Source organism: Cryobacterium sp. M96 (assembly GCF_002929845.1).
Taxonomy (GTDB): Bacteria; Actinomycetota; Actinomycetes; order Actinomycetales; family Microbacteriaceae; genus Cryobacterium; species Cryobacterium sandaracinum.
This window is the reverse complement of sequence record NZ_PJJS01000018.1, coordinates 1-15723: the sequence shown is the minus strand read 5'-3', so window position 1 is coordinate 15723 and position 15723 is coordinate 1. Positions and strand designations below refer to the sequence as shown.

At 64.4% G+C, this 15723-nt stretch carries 12 protein-coding genes and 1 pseudogene; 7 read left to right on the top strand and 6 right to left on the bottom strand.

Annotated elements, in window-relative coordinates:
* Positions 1–960 precede the first annotated feature (960 nt).
* Positions 961–1602: a hypothetical protein gene (locus tag CXY79_RS00520; protein WP_146068059.1), complete on the top strand. Its 642-nt coding sequence runs from the start codon at positions 961–963 to the stop codon at positions 1600–1602.
* Positions 1603–1666: 64 nt separating this feature from the next.
* On the opposite strand, the pseudogene CXY79_RS00515 reads toward CXY79_RS00520, so the two are convergent.
* Positions 1667–2442: pseudogene (locus CXY79_RS00515) on the bottom strand (DMT family transporter); the annotation flags it as partial.
* Positions 2443–2828: 386 nt separating this feature from the next.
* Between CXY79_RS00515 and CXY79_RS00510 the strand changes: the two are divergent.
* Together CXY79_RS00510 and CXY79_RS00505 are read left to right on the top strand one after the other, a co-directional pair.
* Entirely contained in the window at positions 2829–3062 is a 234-nt protein-coding gene (locus CXY79_RS00510) for a PLDc N-terminal domain-containing protein (protein WP_158250188.1), read from the top strand.
* Between the two features lie 335 nt (positions 3063–3397).
* On the top strand, positions 3398–3766 hold the full coding sequence (locus CXY79_RS00505; RefSeq protein WP_104099216.1) for a hypothetical protein: 369 nt from the start codon (positions 3398–3400) through the stop codon (positions 3764–3766).
* Positions 3767–3853: 87 nt separating this feature from the next.
* Here CXY79_RS00505 and CXY79_RS00500 read toward each other — a convergent pair whose 3' ends face one another.
* From CXY79_RS00500 to CXY79_RS00490, 3 genes are read right to left on the bottom strand one after another with little or no spacing between them, the layout of a single operon-like run.
* The gene (locus CXY79_RS00500) at positions 3854–7588 is read right to left on the bottom strand and encodes an SCO7613 C-terminal domain-containing membrane protein (protein WP_104099215.1); all 3735 of its coding nucleotides are present in this window, start codon (positions 7586–7588) and stop codon (positions 3854–3856) included.
* Positions 7589–7602: 14 nt separating this feature from the next.
* Positions 7603–7875 carry a helix-turn-helix transcriptional regulator gene (locus CXY79_RS00495; RefSeq protein ID WP_104099214.1) on the bottom strand — a complete coding sequence of 91 codons (273 nt, stop codon included), beginning with the start codon at positions 7873–7875 and terminating at the stop codon, positions 7603–7605.
* Positions 7875–8351, bottom strand: a complete 477-nt coding sequence (locus CXY79_RS00490; protein ID WP_104099213.1) for a DUF2975 domain-containing protein — start codon at positions 8349–8351, stop codon at positions 7875–7877. Before CXY79_RS00490 ends, CXY79_RS00495 begins: the two co-directional genes overlap by 1 nt.
* Positions 8352–8639: 288 nt before the next feature.
* Between CXY79_RS00490 and lepB the strand changes: the two genes are divergently transcribed.
* Positions 8640–9320: a signal peptidase I gene (gene lepB / locus CXY79_RS00485; protein ID WP_233191095.1), complete on the top strand. Its 681-nt coding sequence runs from the start codon at positions 8640–8642 to the stop codon at positions 9318–9320.
* Positions 9321–9447: 127 nt separating this feature from the next.
* Here the strand turns inward: lepB and CXY79_RS00480 are convergent, their stop codons facing one another.
* Positions 9448–10365 carry a S41 family peptidase gene (locus CXY79_RS00480; protein WP_158250187.1) on the bottom strand — a complete coding sequence of 306 codons (918 nt, stop codon included), beginning with the start codon at positions 10363–10365 and terminating at the stop codon, positions 9448–9450.
* 671 nt (positions 10366–11036) lie between these two features.
* Between CXY79_RS00480 and katG the strand changes: the two genes are divergently transcribed.
* Both katG and CXY79_RS00470 read left to right on the top strand, forming a co-directional pair.
* A complete protein-coding gene (katG, locus tag CXY79_RS00475) occupies positions 11037–13349 on the top strand; it encodes a catalase/peroxidase HPI (RefSeq protein ID WP_104099210.1) in 2313 nt (770 codons plus the stop codon).
* A gap of 418 nt (positions 13350–13767) precedes the next feature.
* The gene (locus CXY79_RS00470) at positions 13768–14277 is read left to right on the top strand and encodes a DinB family protein (RefSeq protein ID WP_104099209.1); all 510 of its coding nucleotides are present in this window, start codon (positions 13768–13770) and stop codon (positions 14275–14277) included.
* Between the two features lie 169 nt (positions 14278–14446).
* Here CXY79_RS00470 and CXY79_RS00465 read toward each other — a convergent pair whose 3' ends face one another.
* Positions 14447–14917: an N-acetyltransferase gene (locus CXY79_RS00465; protein WP_104099208.1), complete on the bottom strand. Its 471-nt coding sequence runs from the start codon at positions 14915–14917 to the stop codon at positions 14447–14449.
* 199 nt (positions 14918–15116) lie between these two features.
* On the opposite strand from CXY79_RS00465, the gene CXY79_RS00460 reads away from it, so the two are divergent.
* The gene (locus tag CXY79_RS00460) at positions 15117–15596 is read left to right on the top strand and encodes a GNAT family N-acetyltransferase (RefSeq protein ID WP_104099207.1); all 480 of its coding nucleotides are present in this window, start codon (positions 15117–15119) and stop codon (positions 15594–15596) included.
* Positions 15597–15723: the final 127 nt, after the last annotated feature.

The window sequence follows — 15723 nt, the reverse complement described above, 5'->3', positions numbered from 1 at the left end:
GACTACGGCACACTAGAACCACACGAGAGTGGCCCTGTTTTCAGTTGGCAGAAGTGGCCCTGTTTTCAGTCGGCGTTAACACTTGGGGGGACCATTCCCGGTTGATCACGAAGATCACCGTGGGCTCGGCGACTGCGGGGATCGAGTCAGTTGCTTGCACGAACGCAAACTAGCAGTGGCGCGACGCCTCCCGCTACCTGCAACGAGACGGTGGGGGAACTTCGTCGGGAGGCGTTCGCCCGGGAATACGGTCAGCTGATTAGGCGAGCCGTCATCAGACGTCCGCAAGCGGACCGGCTTCCGTGCGGTCAAACACTGGTTACGTCGGAACAGTGCCGTTGGCATTCAACGGCTGACAAACGCGCCGCCTACGCCTTGCCCTCCGCAGGAAGTCGATTCATTGCCGTGGCCGCACGCCTAGCCTCCGCAATGGCTTGCTGCGCAGTCAGCGCGCCTGACCGCCACTCCGCGATGGTGCCAACAAGGCTCTGTTCTATGACGATCCCCTTGCGACGACGAGCGCACCGACCTGGCGCGGCTGAATCAGCCGCCGAAAGCGTCCGCAGCAAGTTCCCAAATGCCACTCCCCCGAGAATGCGGAACCTCGGCGATTGGGCGCCGAATCTGCGTCTGTAGAGGTCCCCCTTGCGGGCGGGGAGCCGCGGTACCGTCGATGACATGATTACTACCGCTTGATTTCGCCTTCGGCGTTGACGCCGTGCTGATGTGGGCCATCCCCCACGCAACAACATCCGGCCGACTTGTGGTTTGATCAACAACGTGCGCCATTCCGTTTCGAACCGACACCGTCCGAGCCCCGTCGCATGGTTGTCCTTCGCGGTGTGCGGCACGCTCACTGGTTGCGCGGGAGCAATCCCGGCGTCGGACGCGGTGTCACAAGTGTCGGCGCGCAAGGCAGTCGCTGACGTCTCTCGGGGTCTCTACCGTGAGGCGACGGACGTGATCGATGACTATGCCCGCTGGGCTGACACCGACACCGAGAAATCGACCGTAGTCGAGTTGATCGGCTACGAACCATATCCCGGCGCGATCCACGGCGAACCAGTTGGAGCGCTGCAGTTTCGTGCGACGATACAGCCCACCCCGAACGATGGGCCGCACGTCGCTTGCTTTGAGTCGCAGTTCGATTTCTGGGGCGTCGCGACCGAGGAGCCCGGCGAATGGAGCGACGACACAGCGGTCGCCCACGACATCGCTTGCCCGCCGGACGCAAAGCGCATCCCCCCTCCGGTCGACACCCGCTTGGTTGACGTTGTTCCCGACGGAGCGGAGGCTCTCGTCGTCGAGGTGCTGACAAACGCGCCGTCCGCGGCATCCGCTGACGACATAGTCGCCGAGATCGTCAAGCGGATGCCGCAGCCGACCGGTGAGCGTGAGGTCGCGTTCGATCCCGAGGCGACGGTAGTCGACGGCGACATCGGCTTCGCGATGGGCGATGGGGACGACTGCCTGCTCGTGAAACGAGACGTCGACGGCGTGCAGGTGTTGCAGGTGCCCAAGATTCTGCTTCAGCCCGGAGAGCTCGGGTGCGCAGCCGGCACGGCGCTCCAACCGGGCGACCAGCTACGGTCCCCCCACTGACCCAGAATCTGGGTGCTCGGCAATCGGCCCGATTGGCCGCGGATCCGTCGCGCAGGGGTTCCCTTTACGGGAGGTTGGTGCTGGGCATCGCCTCGACTGGTGATGATTGAACCGCACGGTCCTCGGCGGAGTGTGTGAGTCTGACGCGACCCCGGCGGGTTCGAACGGCGATGCCGGCGCAGAGGATGACCGCGATGCCGCCAATGATGGTCTGCCAGGTGAGCTCTTCGCGGAGGATGAGTGCGGCCCAGAGGATGCTGAGGACAGGTTGGGTGAGTTGCACCTGGCTGACCTGGGCCATCGGCCCGGTAGCGAGTCCGCGATACCAGGCGAAGAATCCCAGGAACATGCTCACCACTCCAAGGTACGCAAACGCCGCCCATTGGCTAAGCGTGCCGGTAGGAGGCTGGTCGACGATAGCCATTGTCATCAGGGCGACCATGAGGGGTGCGGCCAGAATGAGAGCCCACGATACGGTTTGCCAGGATCCGATCTCGCGCGCGAGCAGGCCTCCTTCGGCGTAGCCGATGGCGGCGGCCGCGACGGCACCGAACAGGAGCAGGTCGGACCATTGCAAGCGGATGCCTCCGCCGCCCTGCAGTGATGCAAAGCCACAGCCACCAGCGCCCCTAGTGCAGCCGTGATCCAGAACGGCAGTAGTGGTCGCTCTCTTCCCCGGATTACAGCCATGACGGCCGTCGCTGCCGGGAGGAACGCAATGACCACGGCACCGTGGCTGGCCGACGCCGTAGTGAGGGCGAATGAGGTGAGGAAGGGGAACCCGACGACGACGCCGCCCGCGACGACGGCAAGGCGAAGCCACTGGTTGCCGCGAGGAAGGGGTTCGTCTTACGAGCTGCTCCGGATGTCCCCTCCTGGCCAAGCAATCGACGGCGTATTTACCCGAACGACCTCGCGGTCGTAGGCTCGCTCTTAGTAGGGCACTCAGGTGTCCGCGAATCGAGGGGGGCGAAATGGAATTCAGTGCTCTTTTTTGGTGGAACTTCTGGGTGGTAGTCCAGGTTCTCGTTGTGGTTGGGGTCGTCGTGGCTCTGGGGCTTTTCATCCGCTGGGGGCGGCGCAAGAGCGCCATTCTTGAGGCGAGCCAACCCACGGAAGGTCACGGGCCCGCTGCCGGTAAGTAGCGAGTGCAAGTCCCCCACAGGAGGTTCCGGAGACGCATCTTCACTGGGGCCCTATCTTGAAGTATCCAAACGAACGGAACCGTGGTGGACAGTCCAGCCGCACTTGCAGTCGCTCTCGCATCCGTCGTCGCCGTCCTCTACCTCGCTGCGATCGCGTACGCCATCGTCCAGATTGCGCGAACCCGCGACCTGTCCGAGGTGGAGAAGGCCCTCTGGATGATCGCCGTCGTATTCGCGCCTCTGCTCGGCGCGCTCGTTTGGTACCTCGCCGGGCCACACCCATTCGGCCTTCGACTCACACACAAGGTTCGGTAGACCTCGACCTTCATTTCTCTTCGCGGAGGGGGTTGGGTGACTGCCCATGGGGCAGGAAGGGCGTTGTAGCGCGAACAACCTCTGTGAAACTCCTTGTATCCGAATGCGCCGGCAACGGCCGCCTGACCGGTAGGTTCGAGCGCATGCGATTCGCTCTGCGTCAGACATCGGCACTAGTGCTGGCTGGGGTGATCGTGCTCTGCTCCAGCGGCTGTGGCAGCGCCCCGAATCCGAGCATTGAATCGCAAGCTTCAACGCCAACGCCAACGCCAACGCCAACCTCAACGCCTTCAACGTCTCCGACGACGGAGACGAGCCAAAACAATTCCGCCGGAATGAGCGGATTCGAGCGGCAACTCCCGCTTGCAGGGCAATTCGTGACTCAATGGACCGAGACCGTCGGCTCCGTTGAGATCGAACGTCGCAGCGATGGCACTGTCTGGGCGACCCTCATCGACTTCAGCACGGGAGCCTCTCCGAACTTGAGGCTCTACCTCAATGAAGGGGAGCTGGTCAAGAACACTGATAGCGCCTGGACCACCGATGGCGGCCTCAGTTATGACATCTCCACCGTCAGGGCATCAGCCAGTACGCAAGAGATCGAGATTCGGGGAAGCCAACACATGGACGAGATTCACAGCGTCACAATTTTCGACTACACAGGTCCCGACTATCTACATTTTGGCTCGGCCCCACTCGGGTAGCGCACTATCTATCCGGCGACACTGCAGTCGTTCCCGTATCCGTTGTCGCCGTCCTTTACGTCTCAGCGGCGCCTCGGCGTGCGGAATTCATGCCAGGTCGCCCAATCGCGCCGCGATGCTGTTGTCGTCCCCGGCTCGACGCTCATAGGTGACGGCGATGATGAGCAGCACGGCGCCGACGACGGCCAGCGTGATCCACCACGGCACCGATTCGATGCCGCGGCCGATCTGCACCACGAACACGAAGATGTTCTCGATGGGCAGCACGATAATGCCCAGCAGGAAGGGTGCCGCGAGTTTCCGGCTCGAGCCGACGAGAATGGCGACGAGCGCAATCGCGATCACGAGGATGGCCCGCCAGGTCTGGGGGTCGGTGAAAGTCGCGAGGATCGAGGCCAGGAACATCACGCCGAGCCCGGGGGCGAGCAGCGGCCACGAGCCGTGCCAGCGGGCGGGCCAGCTACTGAGCGTGCCGCGCTGGGTGTCAGCTGTATCCCGTTGCCTGCCGCGCATGGCGGCAACGCCGGCGAAGAGTAGGAAAAGGCCCAGGGGCAGCGAGAACCACTCGACTCGCAAGTCACGCGGACTCCAAGCCACGATCGCAGTGACGAACGCGAGCGTGAAGATGAACCAAACGGGAGGCAGGCTTGTCCGCCCGTTTCGCAGCCGCACCGCGACAATGACCATGGCGGCGAGGTAGGCGACCATGAGCGACCACATCAGCCAGATCGTGAACCAGTCTCGTTCGATGGCCGTCCAGGTAGCGAGCCCGACGTACAGGGCGGCGGGGGCATAAAGCCAGCGAGCAGACAGGCGACCGAAAGACCACCCTCGGATGCGCGCCGGTTGAGATATCTCGGCATGGGACAAGATGGCCCGCGCCGCTGCGGCAGCTGGCACGGCGCCGGCCAGGCCAATCCCGAGACACACCACGACCAACGGTATTCCTGCGATCTGGACCACGTCGGCACCGACGCCGAAGCGCACGCCCTGGATAGCCCCGGCAGCCCCGGCGATGATCGCGACCGCGTGGGTCGGCGTGCAGAGTGTGCGCAGCCGTTCGGCGCGAGGCGACACGCACCGGTCGAGCAGCAGGCCGAGCCCGAGCAGCACCCACGACGCGGCGACCAGCCCGAAGCCGCGCCATGCTGCACCGACGGTTTCACCTGCCTCCGACACCGCCAGTACCACCAAGGTCGGCACGACGGCGACGAGGAGCCCGCCGGTGTACAGCGGCACGCCTTGTGCGCCGCGCGCGGTGAGGAGCAGGCCGATGGTCGTGGCTGCGAGGCTCGGCGGGAGCAGGTATGGCTCGAGCAGGCCGATACCGATCAGAGCCCACACACACCACAAGGCTCCCGTGAGGCAGGCAGCCGCGGTCCACCATCCGTAGCGGCGCTTCGCCCAGAACGATGTCGCCGCTGCGCCGAGGGCGAGGATGACGAGCACGAGGAATGTCGTCGGCAAGCCAGCCGCCACCCGGATGAGCGCGAGCCCGACGGCGATTACGCCGGTGAGCATGGCAGACACCTCGAGGGCGATCCGCGCGACCGTGGCGTCCGGTTCGCCGATGCCGCGTCGCTTGAGGGCCGAGCGAATCACCCCAGTGCTCGGGAGCGCGAGAGCGACGATCGCTGCGATGACCGGCAGCGTCACGGGTGAGGCGCTGCCCACAAGCACCTGGGCGCCGAGGCATACGACGACGACGGCCAGGGACGGGATGAGCAGGCCCGCGGCAATCGCGCGCAGCACGATGCCGAGTCCGGGCCGGCGGGAAACGAGGAGGGTCATCGCAAGCAGGAACATGATGCCGGTTGAGAGAGCGGTCCAGCCACTGCGCTCGAAGACCACCTGGATCACGCCGATCACAAAGGGCACGGATGTCACGACCAGGATCGAGTACCAGGCTGCGGGTTTTACTTGCGGAAGGGCGGTCGCGACGATTGCGCCGATCAGCCCGATCGACGTGGTGAGGCACAGGAGCGCGATCGTGCCGATGCCGAGCTGTCCGAGCGCTGTCGCCACGACCACGAGGGCGTAGGCGTAGCCGACAGCGACGTGGAGAAAACGAGTCCCGGCGGGCACGGGTCGCGCGAGCGCGATGATGGCCGTGACGACTGCGATGCCCGCCCACGCCGCGAGGCGAACGTCGGTCCACGAGATGATGCCGGCGAGAAGGACCGCCACATGAGCCGCGAGGATCAGGGGAAGGCGAAAGCGGAGCGAAGCCGCCCGGATGCCCGGGACGAGAACGAGCGCGGCGCTCGTGGCCACCGCGAGCCCAAGGGCGATCGCGATTTGAGCCCAGGGCAAGAGGCCGGGGGCACAGACGACCACGAGCCCTGAGAGCGCCGCCAGCCAGATAGCGAGCGCTGCGCCCCCGTTCGCGAGGGGCGCCTGGGCGATGTCCCGGTGCAGGGTGATTGCGGCGAAGACCCCGAAGCCAATGGCACCGGCGGCGAGGCCGAGCACGACCGCGAGCACGCCGCCTGTGTCAATCACTGAGGCGACGAGATCGGAGCCGTTGAAGGAACCAAGCACCTTCGCGGCGCCGATCAGCAGCGCCACGAGCACCGTCGCCAGGACACTGACCACGGCCATCCCGAACGCGCCGCCGGTGAACCGTCGCCGCTCGATCGTCGCCGGGGTCGGGGCCAGGGCGCCGAGGACGATGAGTCCTGCGGCGCCCGCGACAGCGATGAAGGCGAAGTACCACTGCTCGGCGCCATGGGCCCCGAGGTCGAGGGCGAATAGCAGCCCGGTGCATGCGGCGACGCCGGCAGCCCCGGCGACGAAGCTCCAGAGACCGCATGCGAGATAGCGGCTGGCGAGGCCGGCGAGCACCGCAATCGCGGCAAGGATGGCGCAGATCCCGAGCCAGTATCCCGTGGTGCTGTCGGCCTCGATCAGTCTCGCCTGAGCGAGCACGATTGCGACGGCGACCACCTGCACCACCGTCAACGTCACCTGTTCCGCCCGGAGGCGCCCGTCGAATCTGCGTGCCGTGGCGCGGACGAGTGCGACGAGTGCGAGAGCGACGAATGCGGTGCCGAGGTGTCCGATGACCGCCGACAACACGGTGCCGCCCGCGTACCCGAGCATCGAAGGCACCACGGAAAGGCCGAGCAGGGAGATCCAGAGCCAGGTCCGGATGCGCGCCACCCGCGACAGTGCCACCATGACCGAGCCGCTGGCGAGTGTGCCGACCGCAGTGAACACCCACGGGCTGAGGCCGCTCACGGTCAGTTCGGAAAGCGCGTACACGTCGAGGGCGACGAACAGCATTCCAAGCGCACCGACGGCCTCGGCTGAGAACTGCAGCCTGCGCCGCGCGAGCAGCCAGGCGCCGCCCAGGAACAAGAGTGTGATGAGGCCGACGATCACGCTGCGCAGCGCACGATCGCTGAGGTCGGGGTTGAAGAAGGTGAAGACGATCGCCGAGAGCACGAACAGCCCGGCACCCGCTACCGCCAGCACCGACTGAACTGTGGCGCTCGAGCGCGGATCAGCGGCAGCTGGGCTGGCTGCGGCGGGCGCAGCGAGGGCGGCAGATGCTGGCGGAGTCGCCGCCGGCGACGGTTCGGTTGCACTGGCTCCAGATGGCTCGGCGAGCAAGCGCGGCACACGCTCGAGCACCGCCTGCCGCGCTCGCAGGGCGGTGGCCGCGTCCCGGGAGGCGCTCCAGAGTTCGAGGCCGATTCTCCCGTTGAGGTCGGCGCCGCAGTTGCGGCAGCGCCTGTTCTGCAGGGCATCGACCCCGCAGGACGGGCAGGACGCATCGTCCAGAAGACGCGCGACGGCGATGTCGCTCCACTGGCTCATCGGGGCAGGCGTGCTCACGAGGCTTCCGCCGCATCGCTCGTTCGCGCCGGGTTGTGCGGATCCGAGGCATCTGGCCCCGAGTCGTCCGGCACCCAGATGAGGATGTCGCCGGGCTGGCACTCGAGTACGCGGCAGATCGCGTCGAGGGTCGAGAAGCGCACCGCTTTGGCCCGGCCGTTCTTGAGCACAGATACGTTCACCGGCGTGATGTCAATCGCGGCCGCGAAGTCAGCGACGGACATCTTCTTCTTGGCGAGTTCGACGTCGAGGTTGATGACGATGGGCATCAGACCACCTCCGACAGGTCCTGCTGCAGTTGTCGCGCGTTTCGCAGGAGTCCCCGGAGCACCAGGATCAGCAGAGCGAGTCCTGCGCCGACGACGACGCCGAGTGCGCACAGCAGCATCACCGATGGGGAGGCGACATTCGCCGATGCGAGGGTGGCCATCGACACCCCGATGAGGAGGGTCGCTAGGACCATGGCGCAGAGGATGACGTCGACCCATAAGAACGCGTTGTCGCTGAAGATGACGGACGTGCGCACCATTGACAGGAGCCGCCACACGCACACGAGCACGACCTGCACGCAGAGCAGGAAGAGCACGGCAACGATGATGCCCGGCGTCTGGAGATAGCCGAGGTCTGCGTAGGTCTCGGCGGACTGCCGTGCCACACCGGGGACCATGAATAGCTGGCAGGCCAGGAGAAGGACGATCATCGCGACGATGAGGGCCTTCAACGAGACAATGGTTGCCTTGTGCATGTGAGTCCTATCGATAATCGGTGCTCTGCTATCGACAAACGATACATCCCGCCTGCGCTGAATGGAAGCCACGGCACCCTGCGGCTTAACCGCAACGCGTGAAGGCGTAACCGTCGACGCCGTGGAGGTGTCCCGGTGAGGGTTCCGCAAAAGAGTTCGGGAGTGCAGAGGGGTGACACTGAACCCAGCAGCATCAGCGCAGGGGGAAAGTTGACGAATCACGACGTACTTATGCGCCTGAGGCGGGACAAGAGAACCCAGGGTGATTCCAACCGTAAGCACGGAATCGTGCGCTTCTTCCGAGACCTTTTCGTCATATTCTTTGTTGCCCTGCTCATATCGTTCCTGATCAAAACATTCCTCATTCGCTCTTTCTATATCCCTTCGGGATCGATGGAAAACACCCTGCAAGTCAAAGACCGAATCATGGTCAACGAACTCGTCCCCGACCTCATCCCCATCGCCCGTGGCGATGTTGTTGTGTTCACAGACCCCGGTGGATGGCTAAGCGCAACCGAACACGGCACTGTCCAGCCGGGCAATCCTGTAGCCGATGGCATCCGATGGTTTTTTTCCGAGGTGGGCCTGGGCGCGCAAGAAACGAACGACCATCTCATCAAACGCGTCATCGGCCTGCCCGGCGACAAAGTCGCCTGCTGCGACGCCACCGGCCACATCACCGTCAACGATGCGCCTCTCAGCGAGCCTTACCTCAAAGCATCTTCCGGGACGACGCGTTCTCCTGAGAAGTACTTCACCGTGACAGTCCCCGCAGTTTCTCTATGGGTCGAGGGCGACAACCGCGACAACTCGGCGGATAGCAGGCTCCACACCACCACGCCCAGCAAGGGTTTCGTGCCCATTACCAATGTCGTCGGCCGGGCGTTCGTGATCACCTGGCCCGTCGGTCACTGGTCCTGGCTCGACAACTACCCGAACACCTTCCGAGAGACTGGCCAGGACCGATGATGCACACGACTCAGGGTTTCGTCCCATGACCGAGAGGGATTCCCGATAGCCGTTCCCAAACGCCACTCCCCCGAGATGTCGAAAATTCGGCGGGTTGGCGCCGATTCTGCGTCCATGGACGTCCGCCTTACGGATGCTCGCAGTTCGCGTTGAGCCAGTCGATCGCGCCGGCCCAGGTCGGATCCTCGCCAAGGGCCGCGGCGCCTGTTTGCTGGTCGGGGTCGATACCGTCTGGATAGGTGAGCCCAGTGCGGTCCGCCATGCGGGCTACCGTCAGCACGATAACTGCGCCGTCGGACATCGTCTTTAACGTGTTCCCGGTCGCGAAACCCGCGGTCGTCGTTTCTCCGAAAGTGCGCACGCCCGATTGACCCCGGAATGCCAGGAGTGTCGACTCGCCTGCGCTGGCGGTTTCAGGACCCTGCAGGACGGCGATGTTCCGACCGGCTTGCGATGAGCCGGTCACGGGTGACGTGGCAAGCGTTTCGGTTGATCCGTCCGATTCGTATGTTACGGCGGAGCCATCTATGCGCACGACTTCCGACTTGCCATTCCGGCGGATGAACGACAACACGGTGCCCTGGGAGAGCAATGGCGTCACAGCCCCGAGCATGGGGAAGGAATTGCCGCCCCCATTGCCGCGCAGGTCCACGATCCACCCGCACCGTGCCCGCGTTTCTGCGTCTGAAATCCCCCGCGCACCAGCGTCGATGTAGGACTGGCCTTCTCTCGTGTCGCTGCTACTGAACCAGGAAACATCGATGGCAGCGATGCTACCCGTGGCAAAGCTGACGACTGGCCGGTTCTCGCCCGTCGGCGGCAACTGGACCGAGCCCAACTGGCCTGGGGGCAGGACGAAGCGACTATGCGCTCTTCCTCCGGCGGCCGACACTGCCCGCATCAGTGGACTGTGGGTTTCCGCGATGGTCTCTGCGGAGGACGCGCTCACCGATGCGAGAGCTCGAGCTTCTTTCCACTTCCTGCGAGTGGCGTAGAGGCCGTTTTCATCCATGAAGTCGAGGGCAGACTCCACGTATTCGCGCACCGCGGGATTTCCCGAAGGCGGAGGTTTGCCTGGCACGGCCGGCACGCAACCTGTCACAGGAACAGTCAGGCCGAAGGCCAGTGCGACTAGAACGAGAGAGCGGAGACCAGAGCACCTACTGGCAGCCATGGCACGTCTCCCCAATATAAAGCCCGCTCGCCATGGAGCGACTTGTCCTGTTCTGCCGCAAGCATAGGGGGCACCTACTTGCGCCGCGTCCTAAAACACCTCGACTTGGCTACCCGCTGACCGTTCCCCACTAGGAGCCTCTGGCGGGGGTGCTCCCAGGTCACCGCGAGCGGAACACGATTCGCGGAAATCAAGCTCTCGACAGCCCCCATCCTCCGGCGTCGGTTTCACCGGGCTTCGCATCGCCCGCACCGCAGCAATCGGCGCAGGGCTTTATTATGTTTGGCCGTCGTGCGCTCGGCCACCGCACCACCGCCGTCTAGAAGTCAGTCACTTTCTTGGCATGCCACGCACACCTTGCGGGAATACGATCTTTCTATCGGGCTTCCCGTCACGTCGGCAGCCCGCGACGCACCGCCTCACAGCAGCGTCGAAGCATCGCTGCACCACAGATTGACGCTGCTGCGATGCGGCGGCTGATCGTTAAATTGTGACCCCGACGACACCGTTTCTCATCCAGCTAAAGCACACAGGGAGCATCAATGGGCACTGACGACCAGACCAACACATGCAGTTTCCACATGAGCGGTGCGCTGCCAGCAGGTGGCGACCACCTCGGTGGCACCTTCGGTCAGTCGCCGACCCTGGACAGTTGGTACCCGCAGCGTCTCCGGGTTGAGCTTCTCCACCGGAATGGCGTAGACGCCGACCCGCTCGGCGCGGACTTCGACTACGCGGCGGCTTTCGCCACGATCGACCTCACGACGCTCAAGTCGGACATCAAGCGACTGCTCACCACATCGGTCGACTGGTGGCCGGCGGACTACGGCAACTACGGTCCACAGATGATCCGAATGGCGTGGCATGCCGCCGGCACGTACCGAATTGCCGACGGCCGTGGCGGAGCGGGCACCGCGATGCAGCGGTTCGCACCAATCGGAAGCTGGTGGGACAACGGCAACACCGACAAATCACGACGACTCCTACAGCCGATCAAGCACCAGTACGGCAACGCTCTGTCGTGGGCCGACCTGATGGTCTTGACCGGCAACTGCTCCCTCGAGTTGATGGGCCTGCCGACGTACGGCTTCGGTGGTGGACGACTCGATGCGTGGGAACCGGACGACGGCACCTGGTGGGGCCTGGAGGTCTGGAACCCGCACGCGGTCGCGAGCCCTGACGAGATGGTGAGCCGCGACGAACGCTGGCATGGTCAGAACGGCGACGCGGACTACGACCTGCAGAGCCCCCTGGCCGCGTCGCACCAGGCGCTCATTTACGTCAACCCTGAGGGGCCCTATTCGAACGGCGACCCGCTGGGCTCAGCACGCGACATTCGCATCACGTTCACGCGGATGGCGATGAACGACGAGGAAACGGTGGCATTGATCGCCGGTGGCCACGCGTTCGGTAAGAGCCACGGCCAGGTACCCGCATCCGACATCGGACCGTCACCCGAGAAAGCCCCGATCGAGTCGATGGGGCTCGGTTGGCACAACCCGGTGGGTACCGGCAGTGCCGAGCACACTTCGACCAACGGCATCGAGGGCAGCTGGACTCCGAACCCGACACAGTGGGACAACACCTACCTCGAGAACCTGTTCGCGTACGACTACGAGCAGACGAAAAGCCCTGCCGGCGCGCTGCAGTGGACACCGACTGACCCGGAGGCGCCGAAGACTCCGGACGCCCACGTACCCGGTCAGATGAACCCGCTCATGATGATGACCTCGGACATCGCACTCAAGGTCGACCCGGAGTATCGGGCCATATGCGAGCGTTTCCTGGCCGACTTCGATCTGTTCACCCTCGCGTTCTCGAAGGCCTGGTACAAGCTCACGCACCGCGACATGGGGCCGAAGCACCGGTACCTCGGCCCGGAGGTCACCATCGCCGACGACCTGCTCTGGCAGGACCCGCTCCCGGACGCAGCAGGATCCTCACTCGACGAGGCCGACGTGGCAGCACTCAAGGAAGCCGTCCTCGCGACCGGGCTGTCCGTGTCCGACCTCGTCTACACGGCGTTCTCCGCCGCCTCGACCTACCGCGACAGCGACAAGCGCGGAGGGGCGAACGGTGCCCGCCTGGCCTTGTCGCCGCAGAAAGACTGGGCGGTCAACCGACGCACCGTCCCAGTCATCGACGCGCTGCGGAACGTGCAGGCGGCTTTCACGGCGACGTCGGACGGACGGAAGGTATCTCTCGCCGACCTCATCGTCCTCGCCGGCAGCGCCGCCGTGGAGCAGGCGGCACGGGCAGCAGGATCTGACGCCAGCGTGCCGTTTACGCCAGGCCGTGTCGACACGACGCAGGAGTTGACCGACATCGAGATGTTCGAGTGGCTGCGACCCATTGCGGACGGGTTCCGCAACTTCGTGTCGGAGCGCTTCGAAGAGTTTGCTCCGGGCGTCGCGCCCGAGGCGGCATTCCTCGACAAGGCGAACCTGTTCACTCTCACCGCACCGGAGTGGACCGTCCTGCACGCCGGGCTCCGCGTGCTCGGCAGCAACTGGGACGGGTCCGACGTGGGTGTGCTCACGGATCACGTCGGAGCCCTGACGACCGACTTCCTCGTGAATCTGACCGACACCGACCTCATCTGGACGAAGGACGACGAGACCGCGATGACCTTCACTGGTCGGGTTCAGGCGACCGGCGAGGCTCGCTGGAGGGCATCCCGGAATGACCTGGTATTCGGCTCGAACGCGCAACTGCGGTCGATCGCCGACGCCTACGCGGGCAGCGACGGGCAAGAGCGGTTCGTCCGCGAATTCATCCGCGTCTGGTCGAAGGTCATGATGCTCGACCGCTACGACGTCAAGGGCCACAAGCGTTACGGGGCGATGGCCGCCTGACCCCGGAGGTCGCGTCCCGGCGAGCTGACGGCGTGGAGGCACGGCGCGGTCACGCGCTGAGCCTCCAAGCCGTCGAGGCCTCGACCGAACGACGCTTGAGGCCGCGAGCCGAACGTTGCACGGATTGATCAGGCTGGGGACGGCCAAGGAACCTCCGCGGGCAGCACGTGGTCGACCACACTCGCACCTCGACGGCCTGCGAGGGTGGACGGGCCGCTATGCCTTGGAAGCCGTTGCCCCCACTCGTAGAGACGCCGGCCGGATTTGCTTTGGCCTCGAATCGCGAGAGGGTGCCGCTGATGTTCTCTGTGGCGGCTCGTAAGGCCTGAGCCTTCCGGGGTCATGTCCGCTGAGGAATGCGCGTGACCGGTAGAGGTTCGCCTAGCGACGCGTCTCCGCTCCCTGGCAGGATGAGCGAATGCGAATCGATCCTGATCCCACCTGCGCGGAATTCGGCATGCTCACGCAGTACCTCGATTATCAGCGTGAGACGTTGCTTTCGAAGACCGACGGCCTGACCCGGGAGCACCTGGCACAAAAGCACTCCCCGTCCGAACTCACCCTCGCGGGCCTGCTTTACCATCTGGCGCTGGTGGAAGAGGACTGGATGGAGGTCCGCTTTGCTGGCCTCCCTGATCGAGAGCCATGGGCCAGCGTCGACTGGGACGACGCCCCGAATTGGGAGTTCCGCACTGCCGCTCTTCTCGATCCTGTGCAGTTGCGGAGTCGCTACCGCGAAGCCTGTGATCGGAGCCGGGCAGTCGTGTCCAAATCGACAGGCTTGGATCAGCTGTCGGTCAAGGCGCTGGGCGATGGCCGCAACTTCTCGCTCCGATGGGTGCTGCTGCACCTTGTCGAGGAGACCGCCCGCCACGCCGGCCACGCCGATTTTCTGCGCGAAGCGATCGACGGCACGGTCGGTGAATAGCGAACCGAGACGTCAGAATCCTCGCCAGAGGAGACGTCTTGGAAAAGCATCGATCCGTTTAGTCATTCGGTGATCGGCCGTTGACCAGTCGCGTTGCGGGTTCCACCTACGGGTGTCCATCTCGACGCTGCCCTGCAGTGACGCCAACCAGCGTTAGCGAAGAGAATGCTCAGTCGAGCTTCTTGAGCATCTTCACCGAGGTTGTCTCGTAGCCGAGGGAATCGTAAAGTCGCCTGGCGCCGGTGTTGAATCCGAAGACGCTGAGGCCGAGAGAGCGCGCACCGTGGGAGCGTGCATATTCTTCGCCGAGCAGCATCGTTGTTCTCCCATGACCCTGGCCACGCTGGTCGGCGTTGATGAAAACGTCCCAGACCCACCACGCCCCCGGGTCGGTGGTGACATCCTGCCCGATCCACAGGTATCCCACTGCCGTACCAACCTCGTTCGTGACGTGAAAGACCTCATTGCCGGGGCTCTGAGTGCCCTCCGGGAACGAACGAGCCATGCTCTCGACCGCTATTCGCCGAGCTTCCTCGTGTGATCGACCCTGGGCAAGTAAGTCACCGACGTACTCCGCGCTGCTTTGCTCAATCCACGTCGGGAAGTCGCTGGCGAGGATTCGCTGAAGGGTTACGGTCATCTCTCAATTCTTCCAGGCCGACCGTCGAGTTGCACCGACGGATTCCGAGGGCGGGGCGCGGACAGGCACGAGGGCATGAACTCTTGGGTGAGGCACAGGCCCCCGATCTCTCGCGCTTAGCGCGTCCTCGTTGGGGCGAGATCCGCTCCACCAATGGCCCAGGTGATTCGTCCAACCGCGCCTGTGCCATTCTCAGGAGATGGATTGGCCTCAACCTGAACCCGTTTGCTCTGAGCGGCTCCTGCTTGAACCACTCGCGGTGGACCATGCAGCTGGGATGGTCGACGTTCTGGCCGACCCGTCGCTATACGAGTACACCGGCGGCGAAGCCCCGTCATTAGACCTGCTCCACAGCAGATATGCCGCACAGACCGTGGGGCAGTCTGATGACGGTTCCCAATGGTGGCTGAACTGGATAGTCACCTACCGAGACACCGGTGAGCCGGTCGGTTTCGTGCAGGCAACCGTCGAGTGCGACGGTTCAACGCTCGTGTCTGAGATCGCCTGGGTCATTTCGCCGAGGCGCCAAGACCAAGGCATAGCCTCCGAAGCTACCCAGATGATGATCGGATGGTTGCGAGCACACGAGGTTAACCGTTTCACCGCACATATCCATCCGGAGCACCAGGCCTCGATGGGCGTCGCTCGAAATCAAGCACTACGCCCGACCTCCACCTAGAAAGACGGCGAGACCCGGTGGGTGTCCTAACAAACGCCGAACGCCGCTAGCTGTTGTTCCCACACAGGTTGTGAGCGTGGCGTGAGCTAAAAAGGTGAGGACCTCCGGTATCGATTGGGTTACCACA

What these genes read in the sequence shown, in the direction of transcription:
- CXY79_RS00505 (WP_104099216.1), top strand. Translation starts at nt 3,398, where the DNA reads ATGAGCGGATTCGAGCGGCAACTCCCGCTTGCAGGGCAATTCGTGACT.
- CXY79_RS00500 (WP_104099215.1), bottom strand. Translation starts at nt 7,588, where the DNA reads ATGAGCCAGTGGAGCGACATCGCCGTCGCGCGTCTTCTGGACGATGCG.
- CXY79_RS00495 (WP_104099214.1), bottom strand. Translation starts at nt 7,875, where the DNA reads ATGCCCATCGTCATCAACCTCGACGTCGAACTCGCCAAGAAGAAGATG.
- CXY79_RS00490 (WP_104099213.1), bottom strand. Translation starts at nt 8,351, where the DNA reads ATGCACAAGGCAACCATTGTCTCGTTGAAGGCCCTCATCGTCGCGATG.
- katG (WP_104099210.1), top strand. Translation starts at nt 11,037, where the DNA reads ATGGGCACTGACGACCAGACCAACACATGCAGTTTCCACATGAGCGGT.
- CXY79_RS00470 (WP_104099209.1), top strand. Translation starts at nt 13,768, where the DNA reads ATGCGAATCGATCCTGATCCCACCTGCGCGGAATTCGGCATGCTCACG.
- CXY79_RS00465 (WP_104099208.1), bottom strand. Translation starts at nt 14,917, where the DNA reads ATGACCGTAACCCTTCAGCGAATCCTCGCCAGCGACTTCCCGACGTGG.
- CXY79_RS00460 (WP_104099207.1), top strand. Translation starts at nt 15,117, where the DNA reads ATGGATTGGCCTCAACCTGAACCCGTTTGCTCTGAGCGGCTCCTGCTT.